At 56.3% G+C, this 20,171-nt stretch carries 18 protein-coding genes and 1 tRNA gene; 9 read left to right on the forward strand and 10 right to left on the reverse strand.

The features are described from left to right. The 5 genes from HNR65_RS10665 to HNR65_RS10685 all read left to right on the forward strand — a co-directional run bounded on the left by HNR65_RS10665 (position 1) and on the right by HNR65_RS10685 (position 4,479). Positions 1 to 2,778: a phage tail protein gene (locus tag HNR65_RS10665; protein ID WP_181551490.1), complete on the forward strand. Its 2,778-nt coding sequence runs from the start codon at positions 1 to 3 to the stop codon at positions 2,776 to 2,778. A 3-nt stretch (positions 2,779 to 2,781) separates the two neighbouring features. Next, positions 2,782 to 3,099 (forward strand): hypothetical protein, encoded by a 318-nt coding sequence (locus tag HNR65_RS10670; RefSeq protein ID WP_181551491.1) that lies wholly within the window; start codon positions 2,782 to 2,784, stop codon positions 3,097 to 3,099. Positions 3,100 to 3,173: 74 nt separating this feature from the next. Then, entirely contained in the window at positions 3,174 to 3,494 is a 321-nt protein-coding gene (locus HNR65_RS10675; protein WP_181551492.1) for a hypothetical protein, read from the forward strand. Next, positions 3,494 to 3,919 (forward strand): DUF5675 family protein, encoded by a 426-nt coding sequence (locus tag HNR65_RS10680; protein WP_181551493.1) that lies wholly within the window; start codon positions 3,494 to 3,496, stop codon positions 3,917 to 3,919. Before HNR65_RS10675 ends, HNR65_RS10680 begins: the two co-directional genes overlap by 1 nt. A 2-nt stretch (positions 3,920 to 3,921) precedes the next feature. After that, positions 3,922 to 4,479 carry a hypothetical protein gene (locus HNR65_RS10685; RefSeq protein ID WP_181551494.1) on the forward strand — a complete coding sequence of 186 codons (558 nt, stop codon included), beginning with the start codon at positions 3,922 to 3,924 and terminating at the stop codon, positions 4,477 to 4,479. 110 nt (positions 4,480 to 4,589) lie between these two features. Here HNR65_RS10685 and HNR65_RS10690 read toward each other — a convergent pair. Both HNR65_RS10690 and HNR65_RS10695 read right to left on the reverse strand, forming a co-directional pair. Next, a tRNA-Lys gene (locus tag HNR65_RS10690) sits at positions 4,590 to 4,666 on the reverse strand. Positions 4,667 to 4,743: 77 nt separating this feature from the next. Then, positions 4,744 to 5,517, reverse strand: coding sequence for an RNA 2'-phosphotransferase (locus HNR65_RS10695; protein WP_181551495.1), 774 nt, complete (start codon positions 5,515 to 5,517; stop codon positions 4,744 to 4,746). Between the two features lie 137 nt (positions 5,518 to 5,654). Here HNR65_RS10695 and hemL point away from each other — a divergent pair, with 137 nt between their 5' ends. After that, positions 5,655 to 6,941, forward strand: coding sequence for a glutamate-1-semialdehyde 2,1-aminomutase (gene hemL / locus HNR65_RS10700; RefSeq protein ID WP_181551496.1), 1,287 nt, complete (start codon positions 5,655 to 5,657; stop codon positions 6,939 to 6,941). A gap of 14 nt (positions 6,942 to 6,955) precedes the next feature. Then, positions 6,956 to 8,398 carry a UDP-N-acetylmuramate:L-alanyl-gamma-D-glutamyl-meso-diaminopimelate ligase gene (gene mpl, locus HNR65_RS10705; protein WP_232364745.1) on the forward strand — a complete coding sequence of 481 codons (1,443 nt, stop codon included), beginning with the start codon at positions 6,956 to 6,958 and terminating at the stop codon, positions 8,396 to 8,398. Between the two features lie 31 nt (positions 8,399 to 8,429). On the opposite strand, the gene HNR65_RS10710 is transcribed toward mpl, so the two are convergent. The 4 genes from HNR65_RS10710 to HNR65_RS10725 form a co-directional block, all read right to left on the reverse strand. Beyond that, on the reverse strand, positions 8,430 to 10,178 hold the full coding sequence (locus tag HNR65_RS10710; RefSeq protein WP_181551497.1) for a long-chain-fatty-acid--CoA ligase: 1,749 nt from the start codon (positions 10,176 to 10,178) through the stop codon (positions 8,430 to 8,432). A gap of 96 nt (positions 10,179 to 10,274) precedes the next feature. Next, positions 10,275 to 10,577: a hypothetical protein gene (locus HNR65_RS10715; RefSeq protein ID WP_181551498.1), complete on the reverse strand. Its 303-nt coding sequence runs from the start codon at positions 10,575 to 10,577 to the stop codon at positions 10,275 to 10,277. Between the two features lie 12 nt (positions 10,578 to 10,589). Beyond that, on the reverse strand, positions 10,590 to 11,357 hold the full coding sequence (locus HNR65_RS10720; protein ID WP_181551499.1) for an enoyl-CoA hydratase/isomerase family protein: 768 nt from the start codon (positions 11,355 to 11,357) through the stop codon (positions 10,590 to 10,592). A 173-nt stretch (positions 11,358 to 11,530) separates the two neighbouring features. Continuing rightward, positions 11,531 to 11,935, reverse strand: coding sequence for a DUF4168 domain-containing protein (locus HNR65_RS10725; protein ID WP_181551500.1), 405 nt, complete (start codon positions 11,933 to 11,935; stop codon positions 11,531 to 11,533). A 276-nt stretch (positions 11,936 to 12,211) separates the two neighbouring features. Between HNR65_RS10725 and HNR65_RS10730 the strand changes: the two genes are divergently transcribed. After that, positions 12,212 to 13,669, forward strand: coding sequence for a sensor histidine kinase (locus HNR65_RS10730; protein ID WP_220128359.1), 1,458 nt, complete (start codon positions 12,212 to 12,214; stop codon positions 13,667 to 13,669). Further along, positions 13,662 to 15,038, forward strand: a complete 1,377-nt coding sequence (locus HNR65_RS10735; RefSeq protein WP_181551502.1) for a sigma-54-dependent transcriptional regulator — start codon at positions 13,662 to 13,664, stop codon at positions 15,036 to 15,038. Before HNR65_RS10730 ends, HNR65_RS10735 begins: the two co-directional genes overlap by 8 nt. A 36-nt stretch (positions 15,039 to 15,074) precedes the next feature. Here the strand turns inward: HNR65_RS10735 and HNR65_RS10740 are convergent, their stop codons facing one another. Genes HNR65_RS10740 through HNR65_RS10755 form a run of 4 tightly spaced genes read right to left on the reverse strand, consistent with a single transcriptional unit; the run spans position 15,075 to position 20,131 of the window. Further along, positions 15,075 to 15,662 carry a TorD/DmsD family molecular chaperone gene (locus HNR65_RS10740; protein WP_181551503.1) on the reverse strand — a complete coding sequence of 196 codons (588 nt, stop codon included), beginning with the start codon at positions 15,660 to 15,662 and terminating at the stop codon, positions 15,075 to 15,077. Next, positions 15,662 to 16,801, reverse strand: coding sequence for an NrfD/PsrC family molybdoenzyme membrane anchor subunit (gene nrfD / locus HNR65_RS10745; RefSeq protein ID WP_181551504.1), 1,140 nt, complete (start codon positions 16,799 to 16,801; stop codon positions 15,662 to 15,664). The genes HNR65_RS10740 and nrfD overlap by 1 nt, the downstream gene beginning before the upstream one ends. Beyond that, on the reverse strand, positions 16,801 to 17,526 hold the full coding sequence (locus tag HNR65_RS10750) for a 4Fe-4S dicluster domain-containing protein (RefSeq protein WP_181551505.1): 726 nt from the start codon (positions 17,524 to 17,526) through the stop codon (positions 16,801 to 16,803). The genes nrfD and HNR65_RS10750 overlap by 1 nt, the downstream gene beginning before the upstream one ends. A gap of 34 nt (positions 17,527 to 17,560) precedes the next feature. After that, on the reverse strand, positions 17,561 to 20,131 hold the full coding sequence (locus HNR65_RS10755; RefSeq protein WP_220128360.1) for a molybdopterin-dependent oxidoreductase: 2,571 nt from the start codon (positions 20,129 to 20,131) through the stop codon (positions 17,561 to 17,563). Positions 20,132 to 20,171: the final 40 nt, after the last annotated feature.

Raw genomic sequence — 20,171 nt, forward strand, 5'->3', positions numbered from 1 at the left:
ATGGTTTGGCAAGCAGTGGCCTGGGCAATCGTGAAATTTGTTATTGCAATGGCGATTGCCTACATGATGCAGCAAAAGCCCAAGTTCGACAGGCCCAACCCGGCCGGGCTCGATGCTTTCCAGGTGCCCACCGCTGAAGTGGGCCGGCCTTTTGGCGTGTTGTTTGGCAGAAAGGCGTTTAAAAGCCAGAATGTGGTTTGGTACGGCGATCTCGGCATTGACGAGATAGAGGAAAAAGTTAGCACCGGCATGTTTTCCAGCACCAAAATCACAAAGGGATATAAATACTTTCTGGGCATGCACATGGTCCTTTGCCACGACCTGGACCGCATCCTGCAGATCAGCATTGACGGCGACGTGCTGTGGACCGGAGACACCGGCAGCAACGGCGATGTGGCAACCATTAACAAGCCCGGTTTTTTTGGCGGTGAAAGCGATGGCGGCGGTATTGAAGGAAATTTAAAGTTATTAAGGGGGATGCCGGACCAGCAGCCCGATCCATACTTGCAGTCTCAGCTCGGCAATCACATCCCGGCATTTCGCGGCGTTGCCACAGCGGTGCTCAGTGGCCGGAAATACAAGGCCATTGGCAATATTGACATGAAAGGCAACGGCGGTGCCTATTTAATGGAAACCGGCGTGTATGCCGGCGCACCGCTGGAAACCTGGACGCTGGAATGCATTGAAGAAGTTGAAGGCGGAGGGGTGTTTAGCGTTACCGGGTCGGTATCCGGGAGCCAGGGCACAGCGAGTCTGAATAATCATTACGATAATGGCATTGTCGAATTTACGGTCAAAAACTTTTTTCTCACCTTACAGTTTGGCGTTCAGGCTGATTTTAGTCTCGGTGATCGAATTACCTTTTCTGTAATTAATCGCAACATGCACGGTTTTTCCGGCATGTATTTCGGGACCTCTGAATACCTGAAATACTGGGTGATCTGGGGGGAAAAAATATATGACACCTGGTATCCGGAAAAAGCGCAGATCGGGTCTGACGGGGATATGAACCCGGCGCATATCCTCTATGAGCTGATCACCAGCCGAAAATTCGGCATGGGCTATGATCCTTCAGACATTGATGACACGGCCTTCCGGTCCGCGGCCGACACCCTCTACAACGAAGGCTTTGGCCTTTCCATGCTATGGGACCACGGCAGCGAGATTGAAGATTTTGTGGGCGAGCTGCTCAAACACATTGATGCAAGCTGCTACACAGACGTTCACACCGGAAAATTCACACTGAAACTGATCCGGAATGATTACGACATCAACACGCTTCCGATATTCAACGAGTCCAATGTCACCGCCGTCAGTTCCTTTCGCCGGCGTACCCTGGAAGAAATCAGCAATTCGGTGACCATCAAGTTCTGGGACCGGCAGACCGGCAACACCGGCAGCATCACCCGGGCAGACATTGCCATGGTCAGCCGGGTGGGTACCACGGTCAACACGGAAATCAATTACCCCGGCGTGGCCAATAAAGAACTGGCCGAATTTATCCTTTCCCGTGATCTGCGGGCATTGTCCACGCCCATGGCATCGGCTGTGATCAACACAACACAGGAGGGCTTGCAGTTGTCCCCGGGTGACCCGTTTGTTTTTTCATGGGATCGCTACGGGGTAACAGAAACCGTCATGCGGGTGGCCGCAGTGCAATACGGCGAATTTGGAGACGCCAACATCCGCATCGAATGCGTGGAAGATGTCTTTGCCATCGCCAGCGCCACCTATCAGGCCCCGCCGCCGTCCGGCTGGGTGAGCCCGAAAAACGACCCGGCCCCATGTCCGGTGCATGTGGCCATTGAAACCCCGTATTACAAGGTTGCCAGAAAAATCGGGGCCACCGAAACCGCCGCACTGCCGGCCAGCACAGGTTATGCCTCCCTGGCCGGGGGCAAGCCCTCCGGTGATGCCTCCAGCATGGAAGTCCATTACAGCGATGACGGCACGGAGTACGAACTGGAAGAAACCAAGCGGTTTGCACCCTATGCAATCCTTGCCCAGGGCGCTATCCGCACCAATGCCGTATTACAGGTATCCTGGCAGCGGGGCTTTGCCTTTGCCGTGCCCGGCACCTGGGGCATCATTGATGACGAGATTGTCCGCATTGACGCTGTTACGGACAACACCGTTCAGATCGGGCGCGGGTGCCTGGACACCGTTGCCGATGAACACAGCGCGGGAGCTTACCTGGTATTGATCAGTGACTGGCTGGCCACCCGGCAGCAAGGCAATAATGATGGCGATACAATCTATGCAAAAGCCTTGCCCCGGACACTGAAAGGCACGCTTGATATAGACGATGCCACGGCCCGGACAATTGAGATGAACTCCCGGATGATCCGGCCGTACCCGCCCGCCCGGATGCAGCTAAACGGCAAGGATGAACCCGGCGAAGTGATCGGCGATATCAGCCTTGCCTGGCGGCATCGGGACCGCACCCAGCAGCTGGCGGCCGATCTTTACGCGGATGGCCAGGATGTCAATATCGGCCCGGAAACCGGCACAACATACGCTTATGAGCTGCGCAAGGCAAGTGACGGCACCCTGCTGGCCAGCGCCTCCGGCCTGTCCGGCACCAGTGAAACCATTTTGTTTGCCAGCTCCGGGTTTAACGGCGAGGTAATATTGACCCTGTGGTCGGAACGGGACGGGTATCAATCATGGCAAAAGCAGCAGCGGCAGTTCTATCACCTGGAGTCCGGGGCCAGGATCACGGCGCGCAGCGAATTTCGAATCACAGAAGACGGCGAAGCCAGAAGACTTGAGGGATAAAACATGGCAAAGAAAATAAGCGAGCTGACTCAATTATCAAAAGTCACCGGCCTGGACTTTGTTGAAGTCTCAGAAGACACAGACGGCGGCGGAACCACATATGCCACAAGAAAATGGGCACCCGGCTCCATGGCCAACCAGGACGCGAATCAGCCCGTTTGCATTGCATTGTCAACGGACCCCCCTGACCCGGATCCGGGGCAGGCCGTGGAGTGGCTGTCAGACGGCACCCAAACCGGCGACGCTGGCGATAAGATGATGAAGATCAACGTGGGCGGCACCGTCAAGACCATTACCCTGGTGGATTATAGCGCTCAGTAAACCCCTGGCCAGGGTCCGCAGACCTGGTGACGCCGATTTTGTTTAACGAATCAACAACTGGAGAAAACGCTTGTATGCCTTTGACCGAGGAAGAAATCGGCCGGATCGTTAACGGAGTTGCCGAAAAACTGGAAATCAAGTGCCAGTGCGGGCTTTCATCAGACGCCCGCAACGAAATGACCCACTTTTTCGGCATGGTCAAGGACATCGGAAACGGCCGATATGACCAGGGCATTGAGGTCATGCGCGACATGGGCAAGCGCTATAACCGCATGAGCCGGACCAGCGAGGCCCTGTCAAAAGCCCTTATGTGGCTGTTTCTGGCCTCCATGTTCTCCGGCGTTTTGTATGTGGGAAAAAAAGGCGTAGTGGCCATTATCAAGGCGGTGAAATAATGATTGAGGCGTATCTGCACCGTGACCCGTCAACAGCGCAGGGGACCCCCGGCGTGCTGTCTGTGCCGGAAAAAGCCTTTGCCTGCTTTTCAATCGAATTGCCCTGGCGGGACAATCGCGTCAGCCTTTCCTGTATCCCTGCCGGCGAGTACCGGTGCGAGCGGTATTTTTCCCATGCATTCAAGGAGTATCTGTATCGGATTTGCGATGTGCCGGGGCGCTCAGGGGTTGCAATTCATTCCGGCAACGTGGCCGGAAACAAGGAAAAGGGATATAAGACGCATTCCCTGGGGTGCATTCTTTTGGGCAAACGACAGGGCCAGCTTTGGGGCCAGGACGCGGTGCTCCTGTCCCGGCTGACCGTGGGGGCGTTTTTTCGGCTCATGGACAGAAAGGATTTTAAACTGCATATACAGGAGGCATAACAATGGGTATTGCGGAAATTTTCGGCGCCATATTCGGCGGTGGGGCCACAGGTCTTTTCGGCTCTTTGATCAATTCACTGGGCGATTATTTCAAGCAAAAGCAGGAATACCGCCACGAGGAGCGCATGGCCGAAATCGAAACCCGGCACCTGGAAATGGAGATCAACCGGGACGTGATTGTTGCAAAGCAGGAGGCCGCCGCCAAAATGGAGGTGGCTGCGGCCGACACCCAGGCGGCCAGCTACCGGGCCGACTCCCGGAATTACCTGCCGGCCGAAGCAGTCAAGTCCAGCACAGCCATCGCCTGGATGATGGCGATCGTGGATTTTCTGCGCGGAGCGGTCCGGCCGGTGCTCACCCTGTATCTGTCCATCGTGGCTTACCTGCTTTACCTGCATACCAGCCAGGTCCTGGAAGCCTCCGGCACCGGCATGACCCCGGACCAGGCATACGAGCTGACCAAGATTATCATACTCGGTCTGCTTTACCTTACATTCACCGCAGTGGGCTGGTGGTTCGGTTCTCGAAGCAAGTTTGACAAAATGATGAAATCGCGTTGATTTTCGCGGGTTTGGTCCCAATAAAAAAAACAGCCAAAAATGTCGTCACAATGTCGTCATTTTCGGCTGTTTTTTTATTTTATGAAAAAAGGATAACTACCTGATTTTACTGGTGGGCCGTGAAGGAATCGAACCTTCAACCTACTGATTAAGAGTCAGTTGCTCTGCCTAGTTGAGCTAACGGCCCGGGAAATTAAAAACAACTCTATAGCTGTGTTGCCGGAAGTTGTCAATGGATTTTTTATGGGCTTGGGGTCGGGGCCGTTATCTGCGGCGTTTTTCCCTGCGCTCCTGTTTCCAGGAGATCTGTTTTTTCTTTGCTTTGCCGGGTTTTTTGGGCTCCGGCGGGGCCGGGATGTCTCTGGGATCAACTGTGTAGGTGCCGGCCCGGGCCTTTTGCCGGTATTGCTCGGCGCTGTCTTTGGTTTTTTCCTGGTTTGCGGCTTCGGGCATTTTGGGCATGGCCGGGCCTGTAAAGGTTTCAGGGGGGAGGGCTTCGGCCAGATACAGGTGCTCGCCAAACCGGGTGAATTCAATTGCCCGGGCTGTGGTTTTGGTGGTGTGGATGGTGAGCACCACCGGCTGGTTGTCTTTTCGCCGACCCAGCTGTTCTGCGCTCTGGGGGTCGGCTGTGCACACCACCGGACTTTCTTTTGTCGCGCGCAGTCCCTTTTCTTTGACTGCAGGATAGGCTTTTTTGCGTATGGCGGTATACAGCAGCCTGGGCAAATCCGTGCAGGGCCGGACAGCCGGGAGCTGGTCCCGGTTTTTGGCCCGGATGCGGTTCTCTGTTATTTCCACTGGCGGATCCGGGTCCACGAGTAGCAGCTCATTGAAATGACTGCGGCGGATATGCCGCCACCCGTCGGTTTCCGAAAGGGCCTTGAGCAGTTCTTTTATGGTGACAAAGCCGTGCTTGTCCGGGATGAGGCCGAATTCGTCGGGTCGGCGCTCCAGGATATAGGCCAGGATTCGGGAAAAGGGCTGCAGCTGCTGTTTGGGAGTCATGGCTTCATGGGGCAAAGATTGTTTGTACAAAAGCGTGCAAATCAGCTCCTGATTCTTTTGCTGCGGTGCTTGACCGGTATGCCGGTCTTTGTTATTATTTGTACCTTTAAAAATGCAGCCGTGTCAACCGGATTTAAGCGGCTGCCGGTTATGTAAAAGGGGGATAAATGAAATCAGATCCAAGATCCTATCGGTTGTTCCAGCGGGCCCGGGAAGTGATCCCCGGCGGGGTCAACAGTCCGGTGCGCGCCGGCAAGGCCGTGGCCCAGGACCCGCTGTTTATCGAAAAAGGCGACGGCTGTCGGATTTATGACGTGGAGGGCAGCGAATATATCGATTATGTCTGCTCCTGGGGGCCGCTGATTCTGGGCCACCGGCACCCGGAGGTGATCAAGGCGGTCCAGGACGTGCTCGCCCGCGGGGTGAGCTTTGGCGCGCCCGTGGATCTGGAGGTGGAACTGGCGGAAATGATCGTGGAAGCCGTGGATGCCGTGGAAATGGTGCGCATGGTCAATTCCGGCACAGAGGCCACAATGAGCGCGGTGCGGGCGTCCCGGGCCTATACCGGCCGGGATTTGATCGTAAAATTCGACGGCTGCTACCACGGCCATGCCGATCATCTGCTGGTGGCTGCGGGCTCGGGCGTGGCCACCTTAAATATCCCGGGCAGCCCCGGGGTGCCGGATGCGGTTGTGGCCCACACCCTGTCTCTGCCCTACAATGACATTGGCGCGTTTGAATCCCTGATGAAGGAAAAGGGCGATCAAATTGCCGCTGTGATTGTCGAACCCGTGGCCGGCAACATGGGCATGGTCGCCCCGGAGCCGGGATTTCTGGAAGCCCTTCGCAGGGAAACCGAAAAATGCGGGGCTGTTTTGATCTTTGATGAGGTCATGTGCGGATTTCGGGTGGCCTGGGGCGGGGCCCAGCGGCTTTACGGGGTCAATGCCGATCTGACCTGTTTTGGCAAGATCGTGGGCGGTGGCATGCCCGTGGGCGCATATGGCGGTAAAAAAGAAATCATGGAGCAGATCGCCCCCCAGGGGCCGGTCTACCAGGCAGGCACCCTGTCGGGCAATCCCCTGGCCATGGCAGCGGGCATTGCCACCTTAAAGCAGCTGCAAAAACCCGGGTTTTACCAGGCTTTGGAGGAAAATTCCGCCCGGCTGGCAGAAGGCCTGGGACGCATTGCCCAGCGGATGGGGGTTGAGGTGACCTTAAACCGGGTGGGCTCCATGATGGGCATGTTTTTCACCCCCGGGCCGGTTCGCAATTTCGAGGAAGCCAAAACGTCTGACACAGACCGCTTTGCCGCCTACTACCGGGCCATGCTGGAAAAGGGCATTTACCTGGCGCCTTCCCAGTTCGAGGCGGTGTTTTTGTCAGCCGCCCATGAAACCGCTGATATCGATACCACCTTGGCGGCCGCAGAAGCCGTCATGGCCGGGCTATAAAAAGAGATGGCCTCTTGAAAAATCCACCCGGCATATCCCCGGGGGTAGGCACCGTGCATTTGATTGCCGTGTGCGGAACCGGCATGGGTGCACTGGCCGCGGCGTTAAAGGAAATGGGTTATGCGGTCACAGGCTCGGATGCCAACGTGTATCCGCCCATGAGCACGTTTTTGGCTGAGCGCGGCATTGTGGTCAACCAGGGGTTTTGCGCATCGCACCTGGCCTATGGCCCGGATCTGGTCATTGTGGGCAATGCGGTGAAAAAGGACAATCCAGAAGCGGTATACGCACTTGAAGCCGGGTTGCCATATTGCTCCATGCCCCAGGCGGTCAATCATTTTCTGGCAGGCGAGCGGCAGACCGTGGTGGTCTGCGGCACCCACGGCAAGACCACCACCGCCTCCATGGCGGCATGGCTGCTGGCTTCGGCCGGGTGCGACCCGTCCTTTATGATCGGCGGGATTGTCAGCAATTTTTCCTCCAATTACAGGGTGGGAAAGGGGCCTTACATGGTCATTGAAGGCGATGAGTATGACACGGCCTTTTTTGACAAGGGGGCCAAGCTTTTGCACTACCGGCCGGATGTTGTGATCTGGACCGGCGCGGAATTTGATCACGCGGATATTTTTGATGACATTGAACAGATCCGTTCGGTGTTTCGCGCTTATTTTTTACAAATGCGGCCGGACCAGACCCTGGTGGCCTATGGGGCGGATGCTGCAGCAGACCGGCTTTTGGCCGGCCTGGGCTGCCGGGTGCAGACCTACGGTATCCGGGCCGAGGACCACTGGCGCATTGCGGTGGAAAGCACCGCGCCTGGAAAAAACGCTTTTTCCCTGTTTTGCCGGGAAAAAAGGTTCGGCCGTTTTGAAATGGCTCCGGCTGGTGCCCATAACCGCTTAAATGCCGGGGCTGCCGTGGCTGCTGCAGCAAGTTTGGGCCTGTCTGCCGCGCAGATATCCGAGGGCCTGCAAAGTTTTACCGGGGTCCGGCGCCGCCAGGAGGTCCGGGGAGAGGCCGGCGGGGTTACCGTGATTGACGATTTTGCCCATCACCCCACGGCCGTGCGTGAAACCATTGCCGCAATCCGCTCGGCCTATCCCCGCAGCCGTCTGATTGCTGTGTTTGAGCCCCGGACCAACACAAGCATGCGAAAAGTGTTTCAGCAGGTCTATCCGGATTGCTTTGATAACGCGGATTTGCTCTGCATCCGCAAGGCCTCCCTTCTCCACAAGGTGCCCGGGGACCAGCGGTTCTCATCTTCGCACCTGGCAGCCGACCTGCGGAAAAAAGGCAAAGATGCCCATTGTTTTGACGATACTGGAAAGATCGTGGATTTTGTGGCAGATACGGCCAAAGCCGGGGACGTGGTGCTGGTGATGTCAAACGGCGGGTTTGACAACATTCATGAAAGACTGCTGGAGGCCTTGAAGCATCCGCCGGAACCGGGCCTGTAAAAAGCGCCCGGCACCGGCAGATGCAGGGGGGTTATTCGGATTTCTGGTCCATTTCCTCGTCGCGCAGGACCCGGCGGAGGACCTTGCCCACCGGAGATACCGGAATGTCGTCTCTGAAATCGATGAATTTTGGGCGTTTGTAGCCGGCCATGTTCTGCTTGCAGAAGTCCCGGATTTCCTGCTCGGAGACCTGCTCTCCTGGCTTGACCTGGATAAATGCCTTGACTGCTTCGCCGCTTTTGTCATCCGGCACGCCCACCACAGCCACCAGCTGCACCTTGGGATGCTGGTAAAGGATGTCTTCGATGTCCCTGGGATAGACGTTGAACCCACCCACCAGGATCATGTCTTTTTTGCGGTCCGTGATCACGATGAACCCGTTTTCATCGATATGGGCAATATCGCCGGTGAGAAAGTAGCGCCGGCCATTGAGCTGCCGGAAAACAGCCTGGTTTTCCTCGGGCCGGTTCCAGTAGCCCTGCATGACCTGGGGGCCGGACACGGCCAGTTCGCCGTCTTCACCCTGGGGCAGTTCGCTCTGGCCGATTTCCAGGTCCACGATTTTAATGTCGGTGCCGGGCAGCGGCAAGCCGATGGTGCCGATTTTGCGGGCATCCCGGTCCGTGGGGTTGGAGGAGACCACGGGTGCGGTCTCGCTGAGTCCATAACCCTCAAATATCACCGCACCGGTTTTGGCCTCAAACTGCTTGCAGACTTCCGGGGGAAGGGGGGCGCCGCCGGAAAAGCATCCCATCAGGGATGTGAGATCGTATTTGTCAATATCCGGATGATTGGTAAAGGCCACAAAGATGGTGGGCACTGCGGGCATGACAGTGGCCTTGTATTTCTGGACGGCTTTTAATACTTCGGAAAAAGGCGGGTTACCGGCCCGGGGATCGGGCACGCAGATCATTTTGCTGCCTGACCCGGCTGCCGAGAGCATGCACACAGTCAGCCCAAAGCTGTGATACCACGGAAGCACTCCCAGGTAAGTGTGGAATCCGCCTTTGCGCAGTTTTTCAGGCTTGCCGCCCTTTTCGTGCACCAGCCGTCCCCATTCCTCCAGGGCCTTGAGGTCATAGTAGAAATTGACATGGGTCAGGGCCGCGCCCTTGGGCTTGCCCGTGGTGCCGCCGGTATAGATGATCAGGGCCAGGTCCTCGGCCGGGTCGATGCTGACCTGCGGGGGTTCGGGTCTGGCTGCGGCCACGATGTCGTCGAAACTGTGATGGGAGGGATCATGGCTTTCGGCCTGGGGGATCTTTTTGAGCAAGGAGCCCAGAATGGCCTTTACCTTGGGCAGATACGACTTGATATTGCAGTAGACAACGTTTTCCACGCTGGTGTTTTTTACTGCTTCCATGGCCGTGGGATAAAATTGCGGATGATCCATGCAAAAGACCATTCTCGCCCCGGAATCATTTAATTGGTAGTTGAGCTCGGATGCCGTGTACAGGGGGTTGCAGGTCACGCAAACGCCGCCGGCCTTCAGGATGCCATGGAAAATGGCCGGGTATTGGGGGAGATTGGGCAGAAAGATCGCTACCCGGTCTCCTTTTCGGATGCCTGCGGATGCAAGAAAATTGGCGATTCGGTCGGCGGTGTCTTTGACCTGGGCATAGGTGCGGGTGCCGTCGTTGAAGATGGTGTAAACCTGGTTCGGGTAATCCCTTGCTGCTTCGTCGATTACGTTGAAAAGCGGTTTTTCGTATTCCGAGGTATCGACGTCTGCGGCGACGCCTTCGGGCCAGCGGTCAGTGGGCCAGGATGTGGCAACCATGGCAACTCCTTCTTGTGATAATGGGTTGTGGGTTGGCAAAGAAGACTTTTCAGGCAAGAAAACAAAAGTTAAAATAGCACACAAATTTCCGGTTTGTCAAAGAAAACCCGCGTGTCTATGGCTTTCTTTGATGTGGCGGATAAAATCATCGGCCTGGCTTTCATCAGTAATAATCCAGACAGGCAGGCGGGCAAACGGTTCCAGTTCGGCACAGGCGCTCTGACAGCCTTCCACGGCCAGGACCATGGCAATATCCGGGTGATCCGCGGGCAGAAATTCGGCTAAACCGTTCAGTTCTTTTTGTATCCGGGCAACCAGGGCCACCCGGTCATAATCAGGCTGGCAGCCACCGCAGTACTTGAGCCCGATTTTTAAGGGGTGGGTCAGCGGTTCGCTCATTTTTCCGGGATGCTATTGTTTTCGCCTGGCGGCCAGTTGTGCCTGCAAATCGTCGATGCGGCGGTGATTGTCTTCGGAGCCGATATAGGAACGGAAAAGCCATTCCTGGATTTGCATGGCCCCGTCCAGATTCTGGTCTGCAACCAGATGGCTGAGCTGCTTGGTTTCCCGGAGGCACTGCTGGTCGTATCCGGCCATGTTTTGGGCGATTTCGGCAACCGAAGACAAAAGCTCGCCCTCGGCAAACACCCGGCTCACGTATCCCATTTTTTCGGCTTCATCCGCGTCATAGATGCGGCCGGTCAACGCCACTTCCCTGGCCCGGCCCATGCCGATGATTCGCCACAGCGGATCCATGATGGGGGTAAGGGAAAGGGCGATTTCCTTCTGTCCGAATTTGGCCCGCGTGGAGGCATACCGGATATCGCACATCATGGTCAGATCAAAGCCGCCGGCAATGGCCGGCCCGCCCACTGCGCAGATCACCGGCCGGGGACAGAACAAAATGGCGCGGTAGGCCTGGTGGAAAAGGCGGATATAGGCTTCATTGGAGACTTTTTCAAGCTGGCGGATTTCGCCTAAATCAAAGCCTGCCGAAAAATAGCGCTCCCCGCCGGTAAAAACGATCACGTTGACATCTGGATCAGTGCCGAGTTGGGTAAAAAGTGCCCGGATTTCCTCAAGCACGTCAGGCGACAGGCTGTTTCCCTTGTCCGGGCGGTTGAGGGTGACTGTGGCAACCTTTCCGGCTATGTCCTTTATAAGGTAATTGTATGGCATTTCGCGTCTCCGTTGCTTGGTCAAAAGGCGGGTGCTGTTGTCAGTGGTTTATCCATTGCATGAATCTGTGATGGTGTCAAGCCGGAGGCATAGACAAAAAAGGCCCGGCTGCATCCTGGGATGCAGCCGGGCCTTTTTTGTCTATGCCAATGCAAAGAATCGGAGCGGCCGGGTTATTTGCGCATTTCCCGGATCCGGTCGAGCAGTTCGGCGCGCAGGTCTTCATCGGTCTGGGCGGCTGTGATGACCTCGTTGTAATCCTCTACGCTCATATCGTTTTGTTCAATGGCATCGGTGATTTTTTTGTTGATCCGGGTCTGGAGTTCCTGGGCCTGTTCAGAGTCTTTTGCCTGGGAGAATTCATCCTGATATTGTTCCCGGATTTTGGTGATTTCCGTGTAGGCTTCCGCAGTTTTCTGAATCCGGGCATCGGAGAAATCCGGGGTTTCCTGGTGCTGCATCTGCTGTTGCTGCTGGCCGGTGTCCTGGCTCTGGGCTGCGGCCGGGGCGCAAAGGAAAAATATCAGCGCCAGTGCGCAGGCAATGATAACATGATTTTTGGAAATGGTGTTTTGCATGAAAAATCCTCCTTGTTTTGATTATCTTCTGGTGTTTATTTTTGGCTCTGATTTTGAATAGAAGAAAAGCACAATACATGCCATTTTTTGCAGGGCGCCCTGAAACTTTTTTGATTATTTAAGATTACAGCTTGTTGTTATGAAACTAGAGGTTTTTTGAAGTCCGGGAATTGGATTGACATGCCAAAATGTCATGTATAAAATTGACACATGTGCCATTTTAAGTCAAAAATAATGCATTGGCTGCGTTTTGGGCGATTCCTCCGCAACCTGAGCTTGCGCGGGGCCCTGGTAATCTATGTTCTGGTGCCCATGGCGGTGGCCGCCGCATTCGTGGGGCTCTGGAGTCTGCATGCCTTTGAGCGCCAGGTGGAAAAACGGATGCAAAAGGATCTGGAACTCGTGGCCCGGGCCATCAAACAGCCCCTTGGCCATGCCATCCAGCGGGAGCGGGAAGGCAGTATTTCCCAGGCCCTGGAATCGGCTTTTTCCATTGGCCGGGTTTACGGGGCTTATGTTTATGATGCCGAGGGAAATAAAATTTCAACCACGGGCAGACGCGAGCCCAAGTCTCAGCCCGAAGAGGTCAGCCGCCTTGTAAAAGACGGCAGGCAGCACGGGGAATATGGCGAAGTGGCCGGCAGGGATGTGTATTCCTATTTTGTGCCCTTAACCGATTCCGGGGGCAGGATTACGGGCCTGCTGCAGCTCACCCGCCGCCGAAGCGATTTTCAGGAACAGATCCGGGATATCCGCTACAAGGCGGTGTTTATTTTTATCCTGGCCTTTACCGGGCTGACCGGGGTGGTTTTCTACGGCCACCACCGGGCTTTGGGGAAACATTTGAATCGGTTGTCAAAAACCATGACCCGGATCTCAAAGGGAGAGCGCCAGCAGCGGTTTTCCTTTGGCGGGCCCAGGGAAATTCTTGCCCTGGGCGTGCATTTCAATCAGATGATGGACAATATCGACCGGGCGGAACAAGAGATCCAGCGAAGGCGGACTGAACAGGAAGAACTGGAAGAACGTCTCCGCCAGGCTGAAAAACTGGCGGCCATCGGGCAGCTGTCAGCCGGCGTGGCCCATGAGCTGGGAACACCCTTAAGTGTTATTGAGGGAAAAGCCCTGCGGGCTTTGCGCAGTCCGGACATGCCGGAGCCGGCTGCTGACAATATCCAGGCCATCCGCTCCCAGGCCCGGCGCATGGAGCAGATCATCCGCCAGCTCCTGGATTTCAGCCGGCGCAGCGAGCTGCGTCCCAGACGGGTGAAAATATCCCGGCTGGCAAGGTCTGCAGCCGCGGCCCTGGAGCCTGAATGCAGCCGGCTGGATGCGGGCATTATTCTGGAGGGGGAAAACTCAGACGAGATGGTGGCCGATTCGGTCCAAATGGAGCAGGTTTTGACAAATCTCATGAAAAATGCGGCCCAGGCGGCCCCGGGAGGGCAGGTCAAGGTCAGCTGGCGGGTGGAAAAAGATCGGGCTGTGCTCTGTGTGGAAGACAGCGGGCCCGGCATTGATGAAAAAACCCGGCAAAAACTGTTTGAACCCTTTTTCACCACTAAGGCCGTGGGCGCGGGAACAGGCCTGGGCCTTGCCGTGGTCCACGGCATCGTGGAGGCCCATGGCGGAGAAGTTCAGGTGGATACCAGCATCATGGGCGGTGCCTGCTTTACCCTTTTGCTTCATGTGGCCGGCTCGGATGGAATGTCCGGAGGAATAAAGGATGAATAAAGCCCGGACCAACAGCCAGAAGATTTTAATCGTGGAAGACGATGAGGGATTGGCCGGCCTGCTGGCCGATGAAATCACGGATGCGGGTTTTGAAGCCGTCTCGGTTGCCAGTGCAGAGGATGCCGAAGTCCGGCTGGTGGATTGGGAGCCGGACCTGGTGGTCAGCGATCTTCGCCTGCCCGGCGCCAGCGGCCTGGATTTGCTTAAAAAAGTCGCAGCCCTGCATGCACCGCCCGCGTTTCTGGTCATCACTGCATTCGGCACCATTACCCAGGCCGTGGAGGCCTTAAAAGCCGGGGCGGATGATTTTCTCACCAAACCCCTGGATCTGGAGCATTTCATGCACCGGCTCGTCCGTATCCTGGAAACCCGCCGGCTGCGCCAGGAAGTTGACAGGTTCCGGCAGATTTTTGAATTTGAGAATTTCCATGGAATGTATGGCCAGAGCCGGTCCATGCGGATTCTTTTTGACCAGATTCTACAGATGGCCCCGGCCAGCGGGCCGGTACTGATCGTGGGTGAAAGCGGCACAGGCAAGGAGCTGGTGGCCCGGGCCGTGCATGCGGAAAGCGACCGCAAAGACGGCCCGTTTATTGCCGTGAACTGTGCCGGCATTCCCGAAAATCTCATGGAAAGTGAGTTTTTCGGCCATACCCCGGGCGCTTTCACAGGGGCCGGCAAATCCAGGCAGGGCCTTTTTGAGGAGGCCCACGGCGGGACCCTGCTGCTTGATGAAATCGCGGAAATGCCCATGGGCCTGCAGGCCAAGCTTTTGCGGATTCTCCAGGACGGCAGCATCCGGCCCATCGGGTCAAACCGCGAAAAGCAGGTGGATGTGCGGATTCTGGCCGCAACCCACCAGGATCTGGAACAAGAGGTAAACAATGGCCTGTTCCGGCAGGATTTGTTCTACCGCCTGGAAACCTTTACCCTCAATGTACCGCCTTTGCGTGACCGGGCCGAAGATATTGAACTGCTGGCCGGCCGTATGCTGACCCGGTTTGCCACCCAGATGGGAAAACAGATTCACGGGTTTTCCGACCAGGCCCTGGCCCTTTTGCAGCAATACCCGTTTCCCGGAAATGTCCGGGAATTTCAAAACGCCCTGGAAAGGGCGGTTACATTCTGCACCAACAGTCGAATCAAGCCCGAGGACCTTCCGGCAAGGATCCGGGACAACGCCAACTCCCCGGATGCCATGGCGGATTTTCCCATACCGGCCCGGGGTCCGGAAAACCGGCTTCCCACACTTGCCGAGGTGGAAAAACAGTATATAGCCCATGTGCTGGAAAAGGTTGACGGCAATAAAAAACGGGCGGCTGATATTCTGGGCGTTGCCAGAAGAACCCTGTACCGCAGGCTTGGGTGAGTACTGGTTGATTTTTGTAAACAAAGGGCCGGTTTGTTATTCGGCGGCCCGGGCCTCGGCCAGCACAAGGCTGCGGGTGACAGCCGCCAGCAGCTGATAAAAACCGGTTTCAGCGCCTTGTTCCATCTTGCTGGTAAAAGGTTCTATCCAGGTGCCTATGTGCTGCCGGACAAATTGATGGTGCAGATCCCGGAGCAGGTGCAGGGTATCATCATCATCTGCGGCCTGGCGGGCGGAATGAAGATAGGCCAGAAATTCAAGCTCTGCAATGACGTGGTCCGGGGGGTTGTTGAAATCTTCGGCCATGTCCAGGCCGGCCCGGCGGTATAATTCCATTGCACTGCGGGTGGATTCGCCCATCAGGGTCCGTTTGCCGTCGAGATACACCGACCCGAACGGCGGGGCCACCAGTTCAAACGGGCCGACGAAAAGGCGTGTATGATCCAGGCGCAGCTCCTCTGGATCACCTGTTTCAAACCGGTTTTTCAATTCCCGGATGTCAGGGGGCGAAATGCCTTCGTGCACCGGCTGCGGGCCGCACAGCGGATCCAGTTTTTGAGGCAGCCCGGAGGCCGGCTCTTTATAACAGGCCGCCACGGCGGCAAACGCCTCGGGAAAAAACATCAGGCTTCCTCCGGGGCCGCTCCCAGGTCCAGATACCGTTCTGCCAGGGTATAGATGGTCAATACAATGCTGAGCACCAGCAGAATGATCCCCCATTCGTAAATGCTGGGCACATAATGGATAAACTCCGGGGCCCCTTCTGCCTGCACGCCCATGGGTTGGACGTTTCCGGACAAAAGCTGTTCAAACCGGCCCGCAAACATGCCGATCAGCACCAGGACAGCGGCGGCAAACTGGGCTGCGGCGTTTTTGCGCAGGGCGGCAAAAGCCAGTATCCCCAGGGGCACGAGTATGCCGGCGATCAATTCGACATTAAAAGACAGGCTGCCCATCATATGCATGAATCCGGCCATCTGCTCGGTTTGGGCGGCAAACGCCCGGATAATCCGCAGCAGAAACACCACTAGGGTGGCGCCCAGAGAAATGCCCAGATAAAGGCTCAGATCGCTTCTGGCCCGGATTTCCTGCTCGTTTTTGCTCCCTTTGAGCCAGTCATTGATCACCGAAGACAACAGCAGGGCCGCAAGACCGCTGGCAAAGGCGGTGACCAGAAAATACAGCCCCAGGGTGAATCCGAAAAATCCCAGTCTTGCCTGTACGGTGCCGAATACCACCGACAGGGACAGATAGGAGAAAAAAGACAGCAGCAGTGCGCCGATGGCGGCAAACACCCCTTCGACGCGGTGCCATTTGCCCTGGTGCATGGTCAGAAACTTAAAGGCCACAAAGGCAAAATAAAAAGCATAAAGAATTGTCATCCACCAGATGGGCGAGGTGAGGTTCGGGGAAAAAGCGATCCAGATCAGGTTGGTCAGGGTGCTGATGGGCCCCAGATCCAGCCCCTTGCACATCAGCCCGGCCAGAAGAGTGGCAAAGGCCAGCAATGCTGCCCTTTTGGCCACCGGATAGAGATGCTTGGCCCCGAATACCGTGGGCAGCGAGGACAGCAGGGTCAGGCCGGCTGCGGTCAGGCCGAAAAACAGGTACCCTGCCATGGGCAGTCCCCAGAATACCACGTTTCTTGTGTTATAGACACCCAGGCCGGCAAATATGCTGGTCAGGGCCGCAAAGAGTCCCAGTGCAAGCCCCAGTATGAGCAGCAATGTCCAGGCTCTGGTAAAAGTTTTGCTGGCAGCCATCAGAGTCCTCCTTTGGTCTGTGTATAGGTGCCGGGGTTAAAGCTTCGGATATAGTATATCTTGGGCTCGGTCCCCAGGTGCTCTTTTAGCCTGTAAGGTTTGTATTTGCCGATCAGCTTGCTTACCTCGGTTTTCGGGTCATCCAGGTCCCCGAAAATCCGGGCGTCTGCCGGACATGCCTCCACGCAGTAGGGAAGCAGTCCGCGCATGAGCCGGTGGTCGCAGAAAGTGCATTTTTCCACAACGCCCATGGGCCTTTCCGCGGGAAGGGTCAGGCCCCTCTCGGGATTTTCATAAGGGGGCCTGCGGGGTATGCCGTAGGCCGAGGCCTGTTCAGCACCGGAACTGGTGCAGTCCTTGATAAGCACTTTTTTTTGGGTCCATTGCTGGTGCGGCTCTTCCCAGTTATAGGAGATCACCCCGTACGGGCAGTTGGCAATGCAGTACCGGCACCCGATGCACTTGTTGGGATCATGCATGGTGATCCCGCCTTCTGCCTTGTGCATGGCCTGGGTTGGGCATCCCAGGGCGCAGGGCGCGTTTGCACAGTGATTGCACAGGGTGGGGATGTAGTGAAAGCGCACATTGGGGAAAGTCCCCACAGTTTCGGTGATCTTGTATGACCAGCTGATGCCTTCTGTGAGATTGTTTTCATTTTTGCAGGCGATAATACAGGCCCCGCAGCCAACGCATCGCTGGTGATCTATGACCATTGCGTATTTCATGCTTCAAGCCTCCTCGAATTGATTTTCCGGCAAATTACAATTTGACGATTTTCACCCGGGTGGTGCTGTAATATGCCGAAGCGCCGCTTAAACGGTCATAATCCGCAGGCAGTATGTAATTGTTGTTGCCGCCCCGGGGTTTTTTGCCGAAAACTTCTGCTGCACGGCTGCCGTAGGCCCAGTGGCCCTGGCCGTAGCATTTGGCCACACATCCCGGCCGAACGCCTTCCCACAGGGTGGTCGTGCACTCGATTTCCCCCACAGGGGAGATGATTTTGATTTTGTCCCCCTTTTCAATGCCCAGAGCGGCCGCGTCTCTGGGATTGAACTTGGCCGCGTCCTGGTAGTTCACATCCCCGGGGTCCAGGTCCTTTAGCTCATAATACCAGGAGCAGTTGGCAGACCGGCCCTCGCGGTTGAGCCGGGCCTTGTGATCCACAAACAAAAGGGGGTATTCTTCCGGATCACCGTGCACGTAGGGTTCCTCATGATGCGGCACAAAGGCCAGTTCCCCGCGTGCTTCGTATTTGCAGACCTCGAGCACATGGTCCATATTTGTGTCGTGTTTTTTGGCGTGGTTTTCCAGGGCGGTTTTCAGGGTTTGGGAGTAGAACTCAAATTTTCCGGTTTCGGTTTTCATTTTGCCCCACCTGGCGCGGTAGGGATAGGGATCCGAGTTCCAGACCCCGATTTTTTTGAATTCCTCCCAGCCGTTGATTTTGTCGCCGCCCTTGTAGCGTTTCGGGTCCCACAGATCCCGAGTGGCGATTTTTGTGGCGTATTCCGAAAACTGTTTTTCATCTTCAGGCGATTTGCCGGTTTCCGGGTCGGCAAACTGCTCCACGTGATAGCGGTGCAGGTTGTCAAAGCCGCGCTCGGCCAGCTTTTTGCCCAGCAGAAAGGGAATTTCGGTTTCATCGATCTTGAAATCAAAGGGCATGTCAATGATGGGCTGGAGAAGCGGCACATGCCGGTACCCGTTACCCGTGGATTTCAGATACCCCCATTTTTCAAACATGTGGTGGGTATCGGGCAAGACCAGGTCGGCAAACCAGGAAAATTCCGAAGCGTTGGTGGTAATGTGCACCAGGAAGGGAATTTTGGAAAGGGCCTTGTCCCACCGCTGTCCATGGGGGGCCGAGAAGTTGAAATTGTTCATGTAGGCGATTGCCATTTTGATTTCATAGGGATCTTCATCGGCAATGCCGTCTGCGGCCCGGTTGGTGATCACTCCGCCCCCGGACTTGCCTTTCTTCAGGCAGGGAAATTCCAGACGCCCCCGCTGGTCGATTTTTTCATGCTGGGTGCCTTTTTTGGCAATGTCATCCAGGTATTGATCATATCCGGGAAACCCGCTGGTATATTCCTTGTTTGACACCATGGTGCCGCCCAGATTGTCACAGGCGCCCACAAGGCCGTTTAGGGCGTGGCAGGCCATGCTTGCATAGCCTCCCCTTACCTGCATGACCGGTCCGCCGCCCAGCCAGGAGATGGCGCGCGGGGCGGCCTCTGCGAATTCCACGGCCACTCTGCGGATCTGTGCGGCCTCCACGCCGGAAATTTTTTCCGCCCATTGCGGGGTCTTGTCCTTTAGCGCCAGGTTCCACCACCGGACCACCCCGTGGGAGTGTTTTTCCGCAAACAGGTCTTCATCGACTTCACGCCCTTCAATAAACCGGTTTTCCCCGTCTTTGAAATCACCCACAAAATCCTTGTACCATAGCCCTTCTGTAAGGATCACATGGGCCATGGCCACAGCCAGGGCCCCGTCGTATCCAGGTTTTGCAGGGATCCATTCATCTGCCTTGGCGGCCGTGGCCGACAGCCTGGGCTCCACGATGGCCACCTTGGCCTGGTCCAGGGTGGTGCCCCATGCCTTGGAATAGTAGGATACCTGGCGGTTTGCCGCCAGGGGATCGGCTCCCCAGAGCAGTATGTAGCGGGTGTTTTCCACGTCGTACTGCCGGTAGCCCCAGAATCCCTCGGTATAGTAGGGGCCGAATTTTTCGCCTTCTGCACATATGGCGCTGTGGGAGATGTTGTTGGGCGATCCGATGAGCTTGGTCATGGAGCCGTAAAGGATATCGCGCATGTAGGTGTAGCGGCCGCGCATGAGCATGTACTTGTGGGATTCCCCTTTTTTGCGCAGTTCCATGATGCGGTCGGCCATCATGTCCAGGGCCTCGTCCCAGGAAACCGGCACAAATTTCGGGTCCTGATCCCGGCCCTTTTCAGGATTGGTTCTTTTCATGGGCACCTTGATCCGGTCCGGATCATAGAGCTGCTGCAAGGCCATGTGCGCCCTGGGGCAGCTGGCCCCGCCGTTGACTTTTGAATGGGGATTGCCTCTTACCTTGACAGCTCTTCCGTCAATGACATAGACCTGCTTGGCGCACCAGGAGGTGCATCCCTGGCAGGCCGCCGGAAGCCACTGTCCGGTTTGTGTTCCGGTTTGCGCACTGGCCTTTTTCAAAGGCGTAAAGGCGCTTAAGCTCAGCCCGGAGCCCAGCACAGCACCAGCGGCCAGCGAAGACTTGACAAACGCCCGGCGGCTGATTTCAATGCCGCCGCTTCCCGCACTGGTCATGGATTCGTCTTTTTTCATGCTCCCGTCCATTTTTTGTGTTTGAATTCGGGTTCGGGTG

The sequence above is a fragment of the Desulfosalsimonas propionicica genome (assembly GCF_013761005.1).
In the GTDB taxonomy this organism is placed as follows: domain Bacteria; phylum Desulfobacterota; class Desulfobacteria; order Desulfobacterales; family Desulfosalsimonadaceae; genus Desulfosalsimonas; species Desulfosalsimonas propionicica.